Below are 17,865 nucleotides of genomic sequence, written 5' to 3'. Positions count from 1 at the left end.
ACGCTGGCCCGTGCGTGCCGCAACAGCCCGCGGCATCCGCTCGCCCGACTCCCGGAGGTACGAACGTGCACGATGCGGCCGAGTCCGATGCGCCGGCGCTCCACCCCGACACCCTCGCGATCGTCGCCGGACGCCCGCCGCACGGTCCCGATGCGCCGATGAACGTACCCGTGCACCTCACGTCGACCTACGTGGCCGGCGGCCCGGTCGCCTACGGCCGGTACGGAAACCCGTCGTGGACCGCGTTCGAAGACGCGCTCGGCGCGCTCGAGGGCGGACGATGCGTGGCGTTCGCCTCGGGCATCGCCGCCATCGCCGCCGTGCTCGACCTCGTCCCGCCGGGCGGCACCGTCGTCGCCCCGCGGCATTCGTACACGGGCACGGTCGGGCAGCTGGAGGAGCTCCAGGCGAAGGGGCGCATCAAGGCGGTGTTCGTCGACATCACCGACACGGCGGCGGTGGCGGATGCCTGCACGGATGCCGCGATGCTGTGGTTCGAATCGCCCACCAACCCTGCGCTCGAGATCGCCGACATCCCGGCGATCGCGGGCGCCGCGCACGAACGCGGAGCGCTCGTCGCGGTGGACAACACCTTCGCGACGCCGCTGCTGCAGCATCCGCTCGAGCACGGCGCCGACGTCGTCGTGCACTCGGCGACCAAGTACATCGCGGGCCACAGCGACGTGGTCATGGGCGCGGCGATCGCGGTATCCGACGAGCTCGCGGCGGCGCTCGTGAAGCACCGTTCGCTGTTCGGCGCGATCCCGGGGCCGATGGAGGTCTTCCTCGCGCTGCGCGGGCTGCGCACGCTGCCCGTGCGCCTCGAGCGCGCGCAGGCCAACGCGCAGGAGCTCGTGCGTCGCCTCGAAGGCCACCCGGCGCTCGAGGAGGTGCGGTACCCCGGCTTCGGCGCGATCGTCTCGATCGTGGTGCGGGGCGGCGCCGGGCCGGCCGACGCGCTCGTGCAGCGCACCTCCCTCTGGGTGCACGCCACCAGTCTCGGCGGGGTCGAGTCGACGTTCGAGCGCCGTCGCCGATGGCCGGCCGAGCAGCCGACGATCCCCGAGGGGCTCGTGCGGTTGTCGGTCGGGCTCGAGCACATCGACGATCTCGCCCGTGACCTCGCCGGGGCGCTGGACTCGCTCGGCGCGTAGGCCGCGTCTCCCGGCGCGGCCGGTCGTCAACCCCGGCGACCGGCACGGATGCCCCGCCTAGAGTGGTGCACGTGGTGGGCCGCTTCTTCTCCGGGGTCGGGATGCTGCTGCGCGGCTTCGGGTTCTGGGCGAGGCGGCCCGGCGTGATGTTCCTCGGACTCATCCCGGCAGCCATCGTGTTCTTCGTCGTGCTGGCGGCCCTCGTCGCGCTGGTTTTCAGCCTTCCCGGACTCACCGACTGGCTCACGCCGTTCGCCGACGCCTGGGTCGACCCGTGGCCGGCGCTCCTTCGGGGCACGATCGGCGCGATCGTGTTCGCCGCCGCGATCGTGCTCGCGGCGGTGACCTTCACCGCGCTCACCCTCGCGGTCGGCGACCCGTTCTACGAGCGTATCTGGCGCGCGATGGAGCTCGAGCTCGGCGGCGAGGTGCCCGAGCAGGGCACCGGGTTCTGGCGGTCGGTGCGCGACTCGGCCGCGCTCATCGCACTGGGCCTCGTCACCGCGATCGGCGTGGCGCTCACGGGATTCGTGCCGGTCGTCGGGGCGGTGCTCGCGCCGACCCTCGGCGTGGTCCTGTCGGGGCGGCTGCTCGCCATGGAGCTGAGCTCGCGCCCGTTCGAGGCTCGCGGCATCCGCTCGCATGCTCGTCGCGCCGTGCTGCGCGGCCATCGCGCCCAGCTGCTCGGGTTCGGCGTCGCGACGCAGCTGTGCTTCATGGTGCCGTTCGGCGCGATCGTCACGATGCCGGCCGCCGTGGCCGGGTCGACGTTGCTCGCACGGTCCGCGCTCGACGCGGCGGCGGCTTCCGGTCGCCGCGTCGCGCCGGCACCCACTACCGTGGGCCCGCGACCCCGCGATTGAGTGAGGTTCGTACGCGTGAGGTGGCATCCAGGCTCACTCACGCACGAACCTCACTCAACGCGGTCGCTGGCGCGATCTCCCGCGCGGTATCGGTCCGACTGTCCACACAAGTGAGGACTGCTCATCTGAGCAGAAAGGGCGCAGACTGGTGAGGGGGACCGGTGAACAGAGATCGGTTCGGCTGGGTGGACCGCCGAAGAGCGGCACGCATCACGGTGAATGTCGGTGTCGTGGCACTCGGTGGGGTGATCGTCGCGGGCCTGTTCGGGCTGCAGGGCGTGCAGCCGCTGCTCACCGGCCTGTGGTGGATTCTGGCGACCGTCGTCGGCCTGTGCCTGGTCGGATTCCAGGTGTGGCGGGCGTACCGCGACGCGCAGGATCTCGATGCCACTGATCATGAGATCAACAATCTGCGCATCGCTGTCAAGGACAGTCTTCTTCCGATCGCCCTCCTTCTCGCAGAGATGCCGGCGCTGGAATCGGTCGCCCGGCTCAGCGCGATCAAGACGCTCTGCGACCAGGCGACGGTCCGCCTCGCGGTGCTCCTGCTTCACCACATCCCTCACGCTCGCGCGAACGTCTTCGTGCTCGACCCCTCCAACACCAAGCTGATCCCCCTCTCCACGAGCGCCGGCGACTATCCCGACTCCCTCGACGGTGAACTGCAGCCCGCGGCGCGGGCCGTCCTGAAGTGGGTTCTCGAGGGCGGAAAGCCCCGCGTCGTCAACAGTGCTCGGTCTCTGCCACCTGAGGACGGCGGTGTCGAGACCGACGCGCCGTATGGCGCGTACGTCGCCGTCGTGATCAGGAGCCAGCCGTTCGTCTACGGCATGCTCACGGTCGACGCACCCCCGACCAAGCCCGTGACGTTCACTGACACGGATGTCCAGACGATCAAGCTGGTCGCCGGCCTCCTGGCCATCGGGTTCGCGACGGCGTACATCGATCCGCCCGGCGAGGCTGTCGATCTGCCGACGTCCCGGCGTATCATCGCGTTATGAGCACTCCTGCTGAAGGGTTCGTCTTCGGTCGTGCTCGCGTCGACTCCCCCGCGGCTGAGGTCGACACCCGCGATCTGACCGATCCTCGGGTGATCGAGACCATCATTCGCGACGCGACCAAGACGGCCCGCCGAGAGCAGCGGCTTCGGAAGACCGAGCACTAGACGTCGCCGCCCGGCGCGCGCCCGTCGAAGAGCAGCATCGGCACCGGTCCGAACGGCATCGACCGCACACGCAGTCGACGGATGTCGCTGCCGACGAACCCCGCATCGGCAAGCGCCCGTTCGGTGTCGCGATCCCAGTGGCATCCGTGGCAGACCCGCTTCGCGATCGGCGTGGCGACGCGTTGCACCGCCCGCTTCAGGGTGCGCGGCGGGGCCAGGACGTGGTCGACGAAGATCACGCGGCCGCCGGGAACGAGCACCCGGCGTACCTCGGCGAGCGCGACTGCGGGATCGGCGACCGAGCAGAGCACGTAGGTGCCCACGACCGCGTCGACCGAGGCATCCGGAAGTGGAATCGACTCGGCCCGCGCATCGAGCGGCGCCGACGCGTGCCGCCACTCGCGCGCCCGGGTCGCGAGCTCGGCGCGGCGCTTCGCATCGGGCTCGAGCCCGATCCACGCGACGCCGGGGTCGAACGCGCCGAAGTTCTCGCCGTCGCCCGCGCCGATCTCGAGCACGCGCCCACGCACGCGCGCGACGAGCTCCCGCTCGAGCTCGTCGAGCTCGTCGTCGTCGATGAGGAGGGTGGTCACCCTCGCACGGTAGCGCGCGAGCGCGCCCGCGTCACCCCTGCACGCGGCCCGACCCTGCTGCGATCCGCTTCAGCAGGGCCGGCTTCGCGAGCACCCAGGCCGCCACCATGACGACGACGGATGCCGCGAACACGGCGAACCCGATCCAGTCGTCGGTGTCGCGCGCGGCGTACATCTGGTTGAGCTTGCGGAGCGCGCCCGTGGTGAGCACGAGCACGACGTGCACGAACGTGAAGGCGAGGAAGAAGAGCATCACCGGGTAGTGCAGGGCGCGGGCGAGCTTCTCGGGGAAGGCGCGCACGAGCGGCCCGTCGAGCGGCCAGACCGATGAGAGCCGGATGCCGGTGACGATCGCGATCGGCGACGCGATGAAGACGATCGTGAAGTACGCGAGCTGCTGCAACGAGTTGTAGACGACCCACGAGTCCTCGGTGGGCCACTCGAGCGAGGCGTACTGCAGCGCGGCCGAGATCGAGTTCGGCACGACGGCCCAGTCGATGGGCACGATGCGCAGCCACTGGCCGGTCGCGAAGAGCAGCACGACGTAGCTGAGGCCCACGAGCACCCAGAGCGCCTCGACCCAGAGGTGCAGCCACAGGAAGATGCCCATGCGCCGTGGAGCCCGCTTCGTGCGCGGCCAACGGGTGTTGTCGCGCGTCCAGAACCCGGGCGGCCGCCGCTTCGACCGCAGTTCGAGGCCCGTCTTCACGAGCAGCACCAGGAAGAACGCGTTCAGGAAGTGCTGCCAGCCGAGCCACGCGGGGATGCCGACGGGCGCCCCCTCGGGCGGCGGCACGATGCCCGGGTAGGTCTCGATGAACGCCTGCACGGCCGGCATCTCGCGCAGCCAGCGTGCCAGGAGCACGACGGCGGCGAGCGCGACCACCGCGATGGCCGTGGTCCACAGCACCCGCTTGCGCTGCGCCTTCCACCAGCCGGCGGCGGCGCCGGCGCGGCTCGGCTTCGACGAGGTCACGGTCATCTCCGGGATGGTTCCTTCTCCGGCGGCGGCCGGCGCGATCGACTGCGGCTCGACGGGCGAGTCGACGCCGCGGATACGGACAACGGATGCCTCGACCCTAGCGTCGGCGCCCGCGAGCGGCGAACCGTGGCGCAACACCGCGACGCAACCCGCCATGGACGCGCCGCCGCCGTCATGCTTGGGTGGTCTCGGAGGCGAGGAGAAGCTCATGACACGACCGATCGAAGGAGTCGGCACGAACGTCGCCGCGTTCGTCGGCCTCGCCCCGGACGGGCCGGTCGAGGAGCCGGTCGTCATCGACGGCTGGGGCACCGACGAGGACGAGATCTGGGGCAGCCTGAAGGGCTCGATCGGCCGCTCTGCGCGGGACTTCTTCGAGAACGGCGGCCGCAGCGCGGTCGTCGTCCGCGTCAGCGATGCCGGAAGCACGGCCGTCAGGGCCGGCCTCGCGGCGCTCGACGCCGTCGACCTCGTGAACCTGCTCGTGCTGCCCGCGACGTCCGACGACGAGGAGGACGCCCGCACCACCATCGCCGACGCGGCCGAGTACTGCGAGCATCGGAGGGCGATGCTGCTGGTCGATCCACCGTCCTCGTGGACGACCCCGGAGGCCATCGCCGCGGCGCTCGCCGACGGCGCGGCGCGCGCGGTCGGCACCACCAGCCCGAACGCCGCGTTGTACGCGCCGCGCCTGCGACGCGGGGATCCGACCCAAGCGGGCGCGACCGGCACGTTTCCGCCCTCCGGCGCGGTGGCCGGGGTGATCGCCCGAACCGACGAGACGCAGGGCGTCTGGGCGGCGCCAGCCGGCCAGGAGGCGGAGCTCCGCGGCGCGGACGACCTCGAGTTCGCCCTCGATCAGGACGACGTGCGCGAGTTCGGCGCTCGCGGCGTCAACGCACTGCGCAGGTTCCCCGGTCGCCGGCCCATCGTGTGGGGGGCGCGCACCCTCGCGGCCGGCGACCCCGCGGCGAGCGAGTGGAGATACGTGCCGGTGCGCCGCACGGCGCTCTTCCTCGAGGAGAGCATCGAGCGAGGCCTGGCCTGGACACGGTTCGAGCCGAACGACGAGCCGCTGTGGCAGGAGATCCGGGAGTCCGTCGGGACATTCCTGCACGACCTGTTCCGCGCGGGAGCCTTCCACGGTCACTCGGCGTCCGACGCGTACTTCGTGCGCTGCGATCGCGACACCACGACGCAGCGGGAGTTGGACGCCGGCGAGCTGACCGTCTTGGTGGGGTTCGCCCCGATCAGGCCGTCCGAGTTCGTCGTGCTGCGGATCCGGGCACGGGCGCTGCCGCCGACGTGAACGGATGTCGCGGGCGCGAGCCCGCGGCATCCGCTCCTCCCGCGACCCGAGCTCGACGCCCCTCAGGCCGAGCCCGGCAGCCCCACCCGGTCGGGCACCGCGCCGACGACACGGGGCAGCCACGACTCCACGTCGGGCCACGCCCGGCCGGTCGGCAGCCGGCGCAGCAGCCGGGCGAGCGAGTCGTCGGCGTCGGGCCACGGGATGACCCGGGTCGGCGACGCGCTCGCGAGCACACCGAGCCACCAGTGCCTCCAGGTGATGGGCAGCACTTCGGGATGCAGCACGACGTAGTAGTCGGGAACGTTCATGGCGTGCCGCTCGGCGGCCTCGACGGCGCGTTCGATCTCGAGTTCGAGCACCCCGAAGGTCGACTGGTCGTCGAAGAACTCGACCCAGGCGGCCGCGACGTGTGCGAGCGGGTCACGGTCGTGCACGACGTACGGCGCGTCGGCCGCTGCCGACCAACGGGCCACGTCGTCGTCGGATGCCTCGTCGAAGGTCGCGGCGCGCACGTTCGCGAACCGCTCGAGCGCGTGGATGGCCGACGTCGCCTCGTCACCGACGACGACCAGTGTGGTACTGGCCGGTGCCTCCATTTTCGAATTGTACGTCCGCTTGTCGGATCAGGCGTGAGACAGGCCGAGTATCACGCGACGGCGCGCTCCTCGAGCGAAGGCAGCAGCTCGGCGAAGTCGGCGCCGCCGACGGTGAGCACGCCCCACGCGGCATCCGTGCGCCGCACGAACTACGACGAGGCGTTCTCGAGCTTCGGGTAGAGCCGCACCTCGTGGCCGGTGATGGCGGCGAGCGTGTGCCGGATGAGCGTGCCGTGGGCCACCGCGAGCACGCGCGCCCCGCGATGGTCGCGTGCGATGCGCTCGAGGCCGCGGATGCCGCGGCGGCCCACCTCGTCGTCGGGTTCCTTGTCGGCGAAGTCGCGGTCGGGCCACCTCGTGTCGAGGTCGGCGACGAGGGTGCCCTCTGCGGCACCGAAGTCCTGTTCGATGAGTTCGTCGTAGGTGGCGCCTGGCGGCACGCCGACGGTCGTCGCGATGATCTCCGCGGTCTCACGGGCGCGGCCGAGCGGGGAGCTCACGATCGCGTCCCACGGCTCGGTTTCAGCGCTCATCAGCGCGGATGCCGCGGCGCGCGCCTGCTCGCGACCGACCGCGTTGAGCGGGATGTCGCTGCGCCCCTGCATGCGTCCGGCGAGATTCCAGTCGGTCTGTCCGTGGCGGATGAGGGCGATGAGCATGCGCTTCAGCCTAGGACACCCCCTCCGGGCGAATACTGAGGAAATCTCCGTGCAGGGCACGGATGCCGTCATGAACGGGACGGCGCACGCTGGTGGACATCCGAATTCATCCGACCCGTCAAGGAGACGAACGATGACCGACACCCAGGCCGCACCGGCCACCACCACGGCCGCACCGGCCACGACGGCCCAGGCCGACGCCGACCGCGAGCTGAAGACCAGGCACCGCGCGATGTGGGCCTCGGGCGACTACCCGACCCTCGCAACCGACCTCATCTGGGAGCTCGGCCCGCGCGTCGTCGCGGCCGCCGACATCAGGCCCGGCGAGCGCGTGCTCGACGTCGGGGCCGGCAGCGGCAACGCCGCCATTCCGGCAGCCCTCCGCGGCGCCACGGTCGTCGCGAGCGACCTCGCCCCCGAGCTGTTCGACGTCGGGCGACGACTCGCCACCGAGGCGGGCGCCGAACTCGAGTGGCGCGAGGCCGACGCCGAGGCGCTGCCCTTCGCCGACGACGAGTTCGACGTGACGCTCTCGACCGTCGGCGTCATGTTCGCGCCGCACCACGAGCGCGCCGCCGACGAGCTCATTCGCGTCACCGCCCCGGGCGGACGCATCGCGCTCATCAGCTGGACGCCGGGCGGCTTCATCGGCCAGATGTTCAAGGCCATGAAGCCGTACGCGCCGCCGCTGCCCGAGGGCGCGCAGCCCGCCCCCCTCTGGGGCGACGAGCAGCACGTGCGCGACCTCTTCGGCGAGCGGGTCACGCATGTCGCGGCCACGCGCCAGTCCGTGACCGTCGACCGGTTCGACAGCGCCGAGGCGTTCCGCGACTACTTCAAGCACCGCTACGGGCCGACGATCGCGGTGTACAACCGCATCTCGGGCGACCCCGAGCAGGTGCGAGCCCTCGACGAGGCACTCGCCGAGCTCGCCAGATCCAACGGCCTCGATCGGCCCGGCGCCGCGATGGAGTGGGAATACCTGCTCTTCACGGCCCGGGTTCGCTGACGGGGCATCCGCTCATCACAGAAGGACCCAGATCATGAACCTCCGTGCATTCCTCATCGTCCCCACCGCCATCGTGGTGGCCGTCCTGGCCGGGTGCGGCCAGGGCGTGGCATCCGGTTCCGGAGCCGGCTCCGGATCCGCACAGCGCTACGTTCCGTCGAACTCGATGTGCTACGAGCCCGCCTACATCCGTCAGCACGCGCCGGAAGGCGCCTGCTCGGACGTGGTCGCCGACGACGTGGTCGCCGACGACGACTCGTCCTCGTCGCAGGGACGCTGACATGGACCTCGGCACCCACTACCTCGCGTTCGAACAGCGCCGGCTGGAGGAGCAGTCGATGCCGCAGCAGCTCGAGCGGCGCCGAGTCGTCGCCGAGCGGGTCGCCGAGCTCGCGGACGCTGCCGAGGAAGTGACGGATGCCGCGCGCCCGCGTCGCGGCATCCGTGCCCTCCTCCCCCGCCGCCTCCGCCTTCTGCGCCCCACCACCTGAACCCCCCGAACGGGCGAGCCGGTGCGGCGCACGGCGCGAAGTCCTAAACTGAACGCCGTGTCGGCCCGTACAGACACCCGTACAGACACGCTGACCGCTCGCGAGGGCGCGGTCCTGGCCGCCGTCGAGCGCCGCCTGAGCAATCCCGAGATCGCCGCGGAGTTGTTCATCTCGGTGCGCACCGTGGAGAGCCACATCGCGAGCCTCAAGCGCAAGCTCGGCGCCGCAAGCCGCGCGGAGCTCATGGCCGCCGCGGGCGAGCGGCGTGAGCATGCGGCATCCGTTCGCCTCCCGCGGAACGCATTCGTCGGTCGTGACACCGAACTCGCGGCCCTCGCCGATCTGCTCGACGAGCATCACTGGGTGACGATCGTGGGGCCCGGCGGCGTGGGCAAGACCCGTCTCGCCCTCGAGTTCGCGAGCCGGAACGATCGGGTGCCCGTCATCGTCGAGCTCGAGCACGCCGAGCCGGGCGACGTCATCGCGCGGATCGCCCGGGCGCTCGACCTCGAGGCGGGGCCGGGCGCGGATGTCGCGACGTCGGTCGTGATGGCACTCGCGTCCCACCCGTACCTGCTCGTGCTCGACAATATCGACCGGGTCGGCAGCGCGGTCGGCGAGATCGTTGCGCGAGCGCAGGCGACCGCGATCGAACTCCGCGTGCTCACGACCTCGCGCACGCCGATCGGTGACGCCGCCGAGACGGTGTACCCGCTTGCGCCGCTCGCGGTCGGGGGCACGGATGCCGCGGCCGTCGCCATGTTCCTCGATCGACTCGGCGCCGCCGGTCGCGCGGCCGCAGCGCCGATACGGCTCTCGGCCGTGCTGCCGTCGCCCACCGACCTCGGGCTCGCCGCGCACGTGTGCGAGCGCCTCGACGGGCTCCCGCTCGCCATCGAGCTCGCCGCCGCCGTCGCTCGGCACCTGTCGCTGGGCGAGCTCGCCGAGCGGCTCGACCGCGACTTCGCGACGCTCGACCGGGCCGTGCCCGCGGGCCGCCACCGCACGTTGGAGACGGCCTTCGAGTGGACGTGGGACCTCCTCACCGACGAGGAACGCGCGATGCTCTGCCGTCTCGCCGCGCTCCCCCGCACGTTCGACATCGACCTCGCCGCGGCGGTCACACACGCCGGCGCCGAGGGCGTGGTGCTGCGCCTGCTCGATCACTCCATGCTCGTGCCGACCGGGGGTTCGCCGCGGCGGTTCCGTCTGCTCGCCGTGATGCGCGAGTTCGTTCACGCCCGCACCGACCCCTCCGTCATCCGCGAGGTGCTCGAGCAGCACGCCGTCTACGTCCAGAAGGTGACTGACGATTTCGTCCTCCGCGCCCGCACCGACGACAGCGCCGAGGCCCTGCACCTCTCGGAGACCCTCTGCCCCGAGGTCAATGCCGCTCTGCGCTGGGCGCTGGCCGCGCAGCATCCGTCGGCCCTCGCGCTCGCCGCGGACCTCTCGATCGGCGTCGAGCAGTACGGGTCGGATGTCGACAGCGTGCGCGCCATCGCGATGGCCGCTCGCGACGAACGTGTGCTGGCGTCGGCGACGCCGCAGCAACTGCTGCTCCTCGGCGACGCCCTCGCGTACCTCGACGTCGAACTCCTGGGCGACCTCGCCGACCGCGCCCTCGCGATCGTCGACGGCGACGACGGCGACGGCGGCGGCGGCGACCGTGCGCGGCTCGCCGCCCACCACCTCGCCGGCATGGCCGACGCCTACGGCGACCGCGATGCATCCGCGCTCGTGCACCTCGACGAAGCCGAACGCATCGCCGCTTCGCTCGGCGACGACTGGGAGCGCGCAGCCGTGCGCCAGATGCGCGGCATCGCATTCTGTCATCCGTCGCCGCCGCAGTCCGAGCGGGCGATGGTGGAGTTCGAGGCGGCCATGCGCGGCTACGCCCTCGCCGGCGACGCCATGCACGTGAACAACGCCCGCTTCATGCTGGCGTTCGCGTCCGCGGAGTGGGGCCTCGAACCCGAACGCGCCGAGCAGCTCGTGTCGGAGTGCATCGAGTACGCCCTCTCCGTCGGAAACGAGCACGAGCTCGCCCATGCGTACCTCGTGCGGGCGAAACTGCATCCCGACGCGCCGTCGGAGGCCGACAACATCGCGACCCTCCCCGCCACGTTCCGGCGTCTGGGCGATCTCCGGTGCGTCACGCGGAGCCTGATGCTGCAGGCCGGGCGCGTCCGACCTGACGCGCGCGTCGGCATCATCGAGGAGGCCCTGTCCGTCGCGGAGGCGGCCGGCGACCGGGGCCATCAGGCCATGACCCTGACCGCGCTCGTCCAGGCGCGCTGGGCAGGCGGCGACCGGGTTGCCACGCTCGCCGCGCTCGACCGGCTCGCCGCGGTCGCAGGTGCGGACGCGGCATCCGCGGCCTGCCCTCCCGGTCTCGTGGAGGATTTCGCCGGCGCTGCGGCCAGTTGAGCCCGGTTGCTCAGGGCCGCACGGGCGGGCCGACCAGCGGCGCCTGCACCGGCTCGGCCATGCCCAGGTAGACCACGAGCCCGTCGCCGAACGGATCGATCGGCCTCGGGTCAGCGACCCAGTTGTTGGCGAGCCACACGTTTCCCGAGGGGTCGACCTGCACGCCGGTGTTCCGCTGCAGGCCGTCGAAGCCGTAGCCCTCGTCGGGCGAGATCGGGTGACCGATCGTGCCTGCCGGGCAGGTGCTCGCCCGGGCGCCGCACAGGTGCGACAACCGCTGGTCGGCGAAGTTCGCGACCCAGAGGTTGTCGTCGCCGTCGACCGCGATGCCCCAGGGCACCGTGAGCCCGGCGCCCCCGAAGCTCTCGGTCGACCCGTCGGCGTCCACGCGGGCGACGGTGCCGTCCAGGTTCGCACCCGGAGCGGGCGCCTCGAGCGTCGACCCGGTGCTGCAGGGGATGTCGACGACGCCCGAGTTGGACACCCAGACGTTGCCGAGGCTGTCGCTCGCCGCTCCGAGCGGCCTGCGGATCGTGGAGGAGTCGCCGAACGGCGAGCCCGGCAGCGGCGACCCGTCGGACGCGAACCCGTACACCTGGTTCCCTGCATTCGCGGTGACGAAGACCGACCCCTCCGTGTTCTGCGCGACGTCGAAGGCCTTGGGCACATGGGATGCCCCGGGAACGTCGCTGCCTGCCACGAATGACCGGGTGTTGTCGCCGTCGGGATAGACGACGACGGAGTCGTTGCCGCAGTTGGCGATCCACATGTTGCCCGCGACATCCGACTTGACCCCCTGCGGCCAGCTCAGCGGCCCGTCGGTGAACCCGTCGTCGCCCGAGATGGGCTCCCCGTCGGGCTGGAACGCCGACACGCTGTTCGACGTCGGCGGCCCTTCCTTGCATTCGGAGCCGGTGAACCCGAAGTTGCCGACCCACACCCGATCGCGGGTGTCGATCGCGATGCCGAAGCCGGCGCCGTTGAGCCCGCCGCCCGTGAACGTCTCCATCGGTTGCCGCGGCGCGTACGGGTCGAGGTGGAACATGTCGGTACCCGGGCAGATCCTCGAGGGCAGGCGCGACCAGTTGGTGTTGTTGTTCGCCCACACCTTGCCCTGCGCGTCGAACGCGACGTTGCCCGGTCCGTTGAACTGGCGCCCGTTGCCGTAGAACCGCAGGGCGATGACCCATCCCGACGGCGCCGACGTGCGTACCGGGGTGAACTCCGGATCCGCGGGGATCTGCGCGAACACCCCCGGCGCGTCGCCCGAGGGATTCGTGGGAAGCAGGGTCATCGCCTGCCACGTCGTGGCGGGGCGCACGCCCCAGGCGTCGGTCGCGGCATCCAGGAACGCATCGCAGTCGTTCGCGCCCAGGGCGCATCCGGTGATGATGCTCGCGAGCGAGTTGAACGTCGCGAGCGTCTCGGTCGACGTGCCGTTCGGGGAGAGCAGCAGGAACCGCGCCGGAACCCCCCTGTCGAGGTCGACCAGGTTCCGCGGCATCAGGGCGGCGTTCTGCAGGCCGGGTGCGGGCCCGCCGATCATGCCGTCCGCCGCGAACTGGGCGAGGGAGTACCCCGCGGCGACGGTGGTCAGCTCGTTGATCTCGGCCTTCCCGCTGCGGATGTCGCCGAGCGACGTCGCGAGCTCCACGGCGTCGGGAATGGGAGTCTCGTCGACGGCGCCGCCGCGTGCCGCCGCGTAGAGCACGGCGTCGTCGGCGATCGAGTCCGGAACGCTCATCCGGAACCGGCCGAGCCTGTCGGTGGTCTCGGTGGACAGCAGCGTCGCCGCGCCGGCGGTCGCGCCGGCGAGATACAGGTCGACGGATGCCCCTTCCACCGCCGAGCCGGCGACTGCGACGTGGCCCCGGATCGTCGAAGCGTTCCCGGAAGCGGCAGCCGACACGGGAGCGGTGACGGCGGCGACCGCCGCAGCGGCGGTGAGCAGGAGTGCGAGTCTGTTCGGGCGCAGCGACATGGCCGAATCCCCTCTTTCGGCGGCCCGATCGGCGCCGGGCCGATGACCCTCCGCAGGGTACGCCGATCGACGCGATGCGATCAGCCCCAGTTCGGGTGAGCAGAACGCCACTGCCCGCCCGGGCGCCCACGACCGAGCAGGCATTCCGCTCGTCCGGGGTTCCGTTCGCGGGCGTCGCAGCGAAAGGATGAGGCGAGCGGATGTCGATTCCGCACGTCCCCGATCGACGCACACGTAGAGGCGCCATCCGGTCGCCGTTCACGCGAAGGAGCACACCATGGGAATCATCGCCGTCGACCTCTTCATCACCCTCGACGGGGTGTACCAGGCCCCGGGCGGGCGCGACGAGGACCGCGAAGACGGGTTCGAGTTCGGCGGCTGGCAGGCGCCGTACTTCGACGACGAGTCGGGTGCGTCGATCGGCGCCGGCATCGACCGCCTGCAGGCCCTGCTCCTCGGCCACAAGACCTACGACATCTTCGCCGCGTACTGGCCCGCCGCCGGCGTCGACGAAGTCCCCGAGATCGCCGCGAAGTTCAACCAGGTGCCCAAGTTCGTCGCGTCGCATACGCTGACCGACCCCTCATGGGAGGGAACGACGGTGATCACGGATGTCGCGGCCGAGGTTCGCGCGCTGCGCGACCGATTCGACGAGATCCACGTCATCGGCAGCGGCGACCTCGTGCAGACGCTCCTCGCAGAGGACCTCGTCGATCGGCTCAATCTCTGGGTGTACCCGGTGACGTTCGGCGCGGGCAAGCGCCTGTTCGGCGACCGCACGATCCCGGCCGCGTTCCGGCTCGCCGAGCCGCCCACCGCCTTCCCGAAGGGCGCCGTCTCGCTCGTCTACGAGCGCGCGGGCGAACCGGTCACGGGCATCGACATCACGGCCTGACCGGGGACGGCCGAGGCCGACCCGGGCACGCCGGCGGAGTCGGCGCGTCACGCCCAGCGAACGACGACCGCCGCTCAGGTCGGTGAGAGTGTTCGGATTCCGTAGGCGTTCGCCGCCTCGGCAAGCCGTTCGTCGTACACGACGAGACCCTCGAGGTCGTCGCCGAGTTCGAGTGCCGCGGCGAGGTGCAACGCGTCGAGTGCTCGCAATGTCGCAGGCTCGAGGCGGCCCGCCGACTCGAAGGTCTCGGTCGCGAGGGTCAGCACGATCATCGTCTCGAGGACCTCGTGCGCCGCGACCGCGCGCTCGGGCGCCGTTCGTCGAACCGCTCGCAGGAGTTCGGTGCGGGCGAGGTCGCTGGTCACCGGTTCGCGCTCGCCTTGCAGGAGCCACTCGCGCAGCGAGGCCGATTCAGGTTCGGCGAGCACGAGTTTCACGAGCGCCGACGTGTCGAGGTAGTGCGCCACCTCAGTACCGCTCGTCGTCGCGTGCGTCGCGCAGCGCGGCGCTGAGCGTGTCGCCACCCGCTGCCATGGGGGCCGGCATGGGAAGGTCGCGCAGTTCACGACGCGGCGCCCTCGCTCGACCCGACGCGAGCAGTCTCGCAAGCCGCCCGGTGGAAAGGGGCGAAAGCTGCGCGACGGGACGGCCGCGGTCGGTGATGGTGACAACCTGGCCCTTCTCCACAGCTGAAACGACGGCTGACGCGTTCTGCTTCAGTGCGCGGATCCCGACCTCACTCATGTTCTACATTGTAGCACTCTTGTCGGTTCGGCCGCACAGACCGACAGTTACCCGCGCAGCAGGCCGCGCAGCGCCTGGATCGTGTCGGCGTCTTCGGGTCGCTTGTCGTCGCGGTAGCGCTTGACTCGGGCGAACCGCAGGGCGATGCCGCCCGGATAGCGGCTCGATCGCTGCACGCCGTCGATCGCGATCTCGACGACCGTGATCGGTTCGACCCAGACCGTGTTCTCGGTGCGCCGCACCTCGATCTGCGGGAAGTGCTCGGTCTGCCAGCGGAGCAGCGCGTCGGTGAGCCCCTTGAAGGTCTTGCCCACCATCACGTACTCCCCGGGCTCGCCGAACTCGCCGGTCGGATCGAGCGCGCCGAGGTGCAGGTTCGACAGCCAGCCCTCACGCCGCCCCGAGCCCCACTCGCACGCGAGCACGACGAGGTCGTACGTGTGCACGGGCTTCACCTTGATCCAGCTCGAACCGCGCCGGCCGGCGGCGTACGGCGACCCGACCGCCTTGACGACGACGCCCTCCTGCCCAACGGCGAGCGCGTCACGCGACACCCGCTCGGCGACCTCGGGGTCGCCGGTGACCTCGCCGGGGATCCGGTGCCCGCCGGCAATGCGGTCGAGCTCGTCGAGCCGGGTCGTGAGGGGCTCGTCGAGCAGGTCGCGCCCGTCGACGTGCAGCACGTCGAAGAACCACGGGTGCAGCAGCGTCTCACGCGCGGCATCCGCACCGAACCGCGACATCGTCTCCTGGAACGGGCGCGGCGCGCCGTCTTCGTCGAGCGAGAGCGTCTCACCGTCGAGGATCACGTCGCGAACCGGCATGCGTCGCACCACCTCGACGACCTCGGGCAATCGGTGCGTGATGTCGGCGAGGTTGCGGGTGAAGACGCGCACCTCGTCGCCGCGGCGATGCACCTGGATTCGCGCGCCGTCGAGCTTGTACTCCACGGATGCCTCGCCCGTCGTCTCGAGCGCGGCCGCCGCGCTCGGCGCCGTCGCGGCGAGCATGGGCAGCACCGCCCGGCCGACGACGAGCCCGACCGCCTCGAGCTCGGCTTCGGTTCCGGCGAGCGCGAGCCGTGCGGTCTCGCCGAGGTCGCCCGACAGCATCGCGGCGCGTCGAACGACGTTGCCGGGTCGGTCGGCGGCGCGGGCGATCGCGTCGGTGAGCACTCCCTCGAGCGCCCCGGTGCGCATGTCGCCGAGCAGCACGCGCCCGATGAACCCCTGCTCGCGTTCGGTGGCCCGTGCGGCGAGGCCGCGAAGCTCGCGGCCACGATCGGTCACCGACCCGGCACCGGATGTCGCGGCGAGCCGATCGAGCATCGCGTCGAGCTCGCCCACCGTGAGCGTCGGCTCGGCGGCGGGCTCGCCCATCGCGGCGGCGACCCCGCGCCATCCGACCCCGACGCGCCCCTGCCGCGGCTTGCCCACGAGGAACCCGACTGCGGGCGCGATCTCGTCGGGCGCGAGCCGCGCGAGCAGGCCCGCGAGCGCGTCGACCTTCGCCAGCCGCGACCGCGTCGATGCGACGGCCTCGGCCGTGCTCACGAGCTCATCGAGCAGCACGTGGTCAGTCTCGCACTGCCCGCCGACATCGGCAGCCGGTCACCCGCACGCCGCCCCAACTCGACCCGCGCTCGGCGTCGGCGTACCACGAGCACAGGACCAGCCGCGATTCACCCCGTCCTGGAGCACTGACTCCGCTCTGGTCCTGCGAACGGGGTGCGCCGCGCGGTGGAGGCACTGTGATGCGGAGGAGACCCCGGGCGGTACGCGCGAATCGCGGGAACGCGGCATCCGTCGCCCTTGCCCGCGGTCCTGCGTGGTCGTAGCGTCGACCGCATGGGTGATCGGGAGGCGGGACGCGAACGGCTCGACGAGATCGCACCGGCCTTCCTCGCGAGGCCGGATGTCGCATTCGGCAGGATGTTCAACTCGGACGGCCTTGCGGTGCGCGGCAAGCTCTTCGCCTTCGCCGCGAACGACGGGAGCCTCGTCGTGAAGCTGCCGGAAGACCGCATCGGCGAGCTCGGTCTCGACAACATCGTGATGCGGGGGCGTCCGATGCGGGAGTGGGCGAAGGTGCCGTTCACGGATGACGCGGAGCGCTGGCGCTCGATCGCCGACGAAGCCCATGCCTTCGTCGACTCGATCACGCCCTGATCGCGCGTAGCCGCATCCGCTGCGGTTGACTTCTCTGCCGCTCCGGGCTGTAATATATTGCATGCCGCTGACCAGCTCGCGCGCTTCGGAGCGCCCCAGCTCGCTGCGCGACTACGCCTACCGCGAGTTGCGCGACGCGATCGTCAGCGGCGAGCTCGCCCCCGGCGAGCGCCTGCGCGATCCCGAGCTCGAGCAGTCGCTCGGCGTGAGCCGCACGCCGATCCGCGAGGCGATCGCCCGGCTCGAGACGGCTGGGCTCGTGCACACTCGCCGGGCGAAGCAGACCACGGTCGCCCCGCTCGACACGCGATCAGCGCTCGCGGCGCAGCGCATCGCCGCGTCGCTCCACGAGCTCGCCGTGCGCGACGCGGTGCCGCAGCTCACCGAGGCCGACCTCGACGCGATGCGCGACGCCAACACCCGCTTCGAAGCAGCCCTTCGCGCCCGCGACGTCGACGCCGCCGTGCGCGCCGACGACGAGTTCCACGACATCGCGGTGCGGGCAAGCGAGAATCCCCTGCTTCCCCCGCTGCTCGAGCAGGTCACGCCGCTTCTCCGCCGCCTCGAGCGCGCGCGGTTCGGCTCGCTCGCCGGCCGCGGGTCGGTCGCCGACCACGAGCGCATCATCGAGCTCTGCGCAGCCGGACACGCCGACGAGGCCGGGGTCGCCGCCCGAGAGAACTGGTCGACCCTCGGTCGGCTCCTCCACCTCGACGACACCGGGGATCCCGCGGCATCCGACCCCGCGGCATCCGACCCCGCGGCATCCGACCCCGCGGCATCCGTGGCCGATGCGTCGTAGCCGAGACATCCGTCACGTGAC

The 17,865-nt window shown here is 71.6% G+C and carries 20 protein-coding genes; 12 read left to right on the top strand and 8 right to left on the bottom strand.

Annotated elements, in window-relative coordinates; genetic code table 11:
- The first annotated feature begins 14 nt into the window (after positions 1 to 14).
- The 4 genes from ACFWN7_RS11610 (at position 15) to ACFWN7_RS11595 (ending at position 3,182) form a co-directional block, all read left to right on the top strand.
- Complete coding sequence (locus tag ACFWN7_RS11610) at positions 15 to 1,154, top strand: trans-sulfuration enzyme family protein (protein WP_376938968.1); 1,140 nt, start codon at positions 15 to 17, stop codon at positions 1,152 to 1,154.
- 71 nt (positions 1,155 to 1,225) lie between these two features.
- A complete protein-coding gene (locus ACFWN7_RS11605) occupies positions 1,226 to 2,017 on the top strand; it encodes an EI24 domain-containing protein (protein ID WP_376938967.1) in 792 nt (263 codons plus the stop codon).
- Between the two features lie 161 nt (positions 2,018 to 2,178).
- Positions 2,179 to 3,018 (top strand): GAF domain-containing protein, encoded by an 840-nt coding sequence (locus ACFWN7_RS11600; RefSeq protein WP_376938966.1) that lies wholly within the window; start codon positions 2,179 to 2,181, stop codon positions 3,016 to 3,018.
- Positions 3,015 to 3,182, top strand: a complete 168-nt coding sequence (locus ACFWN7_RS11595) for a hypothetical protein (RefSeq protein WP_376938965.1) — start codon at positions 3,015 to 3,017, stop codon at positions 3,180 to 3,182. The genes ACFWN7_RS11600 and ACFWN7_RS11595 overlap by 4 nt, the downstream gene beginning before the upstream one ends.
- Here ACFWN7_RS11595 and ACFWN7_RS11590 read toward each other — a convergent pair.
- A complete protein-coding gene (locus ACFWN7_RS11590) occupies positions 3,179 to 3,775 on the bottom strand; it encodes a class I SAM-dependent methyltransferase (protein WP_376938964.1) in 597 nt (198 codons plus the stop codon). The two genes, ACFWN7_RS11595 and ACFWN7_RS11590, sit on opposite strands and share 4 nt — an antisense overlap.
- A 31-nt stretch (positions 3,776 to 3,806) precedes the next feature.
- Positions 3,807 to 4,913: a cytochrome b/b6 domain-containing protein gene (locus ACFWN7_RS11585; RefSeq protein WP_376938963.1), complete on the bottom strand. Its 1,107-nt coding sequence runs from the start codon at positions 4,911 to 4,913 to the stop codon at positions 3,807 to 3,809.
- A 52-nt stretch (positions 4,914 to 4,965) separates the two neighbouring features.
- Here ACFWN7_RS11585 and ACFWN7_RS11580 point away from each other — a divergent pair, with 52 nt between their 5' ends.
- Positions 4,966 to 6,066 (top strand): phage tail sheath family protein, encoded by a 1,101-nt coding sequence (locus ACFWN7_RS11580; RefSeq protein ID WP_376938962.1) that lies wholly within the window; start codon positions 4,966 to 4,968, stop codon positions 6,064 to 6,066.
- A 62-nt stretch (positions 6,067 to 6,128) separates the two neighbouring features.
- Here the strand turns inward: ACFWN7_RS11580 and ACFWN7_RS11575 are convergent, their stop codons facing one another.
- Together ACFWN7_RS11575 and ACFWN7_RS11570 are read right to left on the bottom strand one after the other, a co-directional pair.
- Positions 6,129 to 6,665, bottom strand: a complete 537-nt coding sequence (locus ACFWN7_RS11575) for a hypothetical protein (RefSeq protein WP_376938961.1) — start codon at positions 6,663 to 6,665, stop codon at positions 6,129 to 6,131.
- A 149-nt stretch (positions 6,666 to 6,814) separates the two neighbouring features.
- Positions 6,815 to 7,324: a histidine phosphatase family protein gene (locus ACFWN7_RS11570; RefSeq protein ID WP_376938960.1), complete on the bottom strand. Its 510-nt coding sequence runs from the start codon at positions 7,322 to 7,324 to the stop codon at positions 6,815 to 6,817.
- Between the two features lie 133 nt (positions 7,325 to 7,457).
- Here ACFWN7_RS11570 and ACFWN7_RS11565 point away from each other — a divergent pair, with 133 nt between their 5' ends.
- The 4 genes from ACFWN7_RS11565 to ACFWN7_RS11550 are packed head-to-tail and all read left to right on the top strand — an operon-like array spanning position 7,458 to position 11,254.
- On the top strand, positions 7,458 to 8,333 hold the full coding sequence (locus ACFWN7_RS11565; RefSeq protein ID WP_376938959.1) for a class I SAM-dependent methyltransferase: 876 nt from the start codon (positions 7,458 to 7,460) through the stop codon (positions 8,331 to 8,333).
- Between the two features lie 34 nt (positions 8,334 to 8,367).
- Positions 8,368 to 8,613 carry a hypothetical protein gene (locus ACFWN7_RS11560; protein WP_376938958.1) on the top strand — a complete coding sequence of 82 codons (246 nt, stop codon included), beginning with the start codon at positions 8,368 to 8,370 and terminating at the stop codon, positions 8,611 to 8,613.
- Between the two features lies 1 nt (position 8,614).
- Entirely contained in the window at positions 8,615 to 8,824 is a 210-nt protein-coding gene (locus ACFWN7_RS11555) for a hypothetical protein (RefSeq protein ID WP_376938957.1), read from the top strand.
- 57 nt (positions 8,825 to 8,881) lie between these two features.
- Entirely contained in the window at positions 8,882 to 11,254 is a 2,373-nt protein-coding gene (locus tag ACFWN7_RS11550; protein ID WP_376938956.1) for an ATP-binding protein, read from the top strand.
- A gap of 10 nt (positions 11,255 to 11,264) precedes the next feature.
- On the opposite strand, the gene ACFWN7_RS11545 is transcribed toward ACFWN7_RS11550, so the two are convergent.
- Positions 11,265 to 13,235, bottom strand: coding sequence for an NHL repeat-containing protein (locus ACFWN7_RS11545; protein ID WP_376938955.1), 1,971 nt, complete (start codon positions 13,233 to 13,235; stop codon positions 11,265 to 11,267).
- A 277-nt stretch (positions 13,236 to 13,512) separates the two neighbouring features.
- Between ACFWN7_RS11545 and ACFWN7_RS11540 the strand changes: the two genes are divergently transcribed.
- Positions 13,513 to 14,130: a dihydrofolate reductase family protein gene (locus ACFWN7_RS11540; RefSeq protein WP_376938954.1), complete on the top strand. Its 618-nt coding sequence runs from the start codon at positions 13,513 to 13,515 to the stop codon at positions 14,128 to 14,130.
- 74 nt (positions 14,131 to 14,204) lie between these two features.
- Here ACFWN7_RS11540 and ACFWN7_RS11535 read toward each other — a convergent pair whose 3' ends face one another.
- Genes ACFWN7_RS11535 through ACFWN7_RS11525 form a run of 3 tightly spaced genes read right to left on the bottom strand, consistent with a single transcriptional unit; the run spans position 14,205 to position 16,445 of the window.
- Positions 14,205 to 14,597 carry a type II toxin-antitoxin system VapC family toxin gene (locus tag ACFWN7_RS11535; RefSeq protein WP_376938953.1) on the bottom strand — a complete coding sequence of 131 codons (393 nt, stop codon included), beginning with the start codon at positions 14,595 to 14,597 and terminating at the stop codon, positions 14,205 to 14,207.
- 1 nt (position 14,598) lies between these two features.
- Positions 14,599 to 14,874, bottom strand: coding sequence for a type II toxin-antitoxin system Phd/YefM family antitoxin (locus ACFWN7_RS11530; protein WP_376938952.1), 276 nt, complete (start codon positions 14,872 to 14,874; stop codon positions 14,599 to 14,601).
- 47 nt (positions 14,875 to 14,921) lie between these two features.
- The gene (locus tag ACFWN7_RS11525) at positions 14,922 to 16,445 is read right to left on the bottom strand and encodes an ATP-dependent DNA ligase (RefSeq protein ID WP_376938951.1); all 1,524 of its coding nucleotides are present in this window, start codon (positions 16,443 to 16,445) and stop codon (positions 14,922 to 14,924) included.
- 276 nt (positions 16,446 to 16,721) lie between these two features.
- On the opposite strand from ACFWN7_RS11525, the gene ACFWN7_RS11520 reads away from it, so the two are divergent.
- Positions 16,722 to 17,042, top strand: coding sequence for a hypothetical protein (locus tag ACFWN7_RS11520; protein WP_376938950.1), 321 nt, complete (start codon positions 16,722 to 16,724; stop codon positions 17,040 to 17,042).
- A gap of 61 nt (positions 17,043 to 17,103) precedes the next feature.
- Complete coding sequence (locus tag ACFWN7_RS11515; protein WP_376938949.1) at positions 17,104 to 17,844, top strand: GntR family transcriptional regulator; 741 nt, start codon at positions 17,104 to 17,106, stop codon at positions 17,842 to 17,844.
- Positions 17,845 to 17,865: the final 21 nt, after the last annotated feature.

It is taken from the genome of Agromyces sp. NPDC058484 (assembly GCF_042720415.1).
Taxonomy (GTDB): domain Bacteria; phylum Actinomycetota; class Actinomycetes; order Actinomycetales; family Microbacteriaceae; genus Agromyces.
The sequence above is the reverse complement of the archived record's forward strand: the minus strand, read 5'-3'. Positions and strand labels throughout refer to the sequence as shown.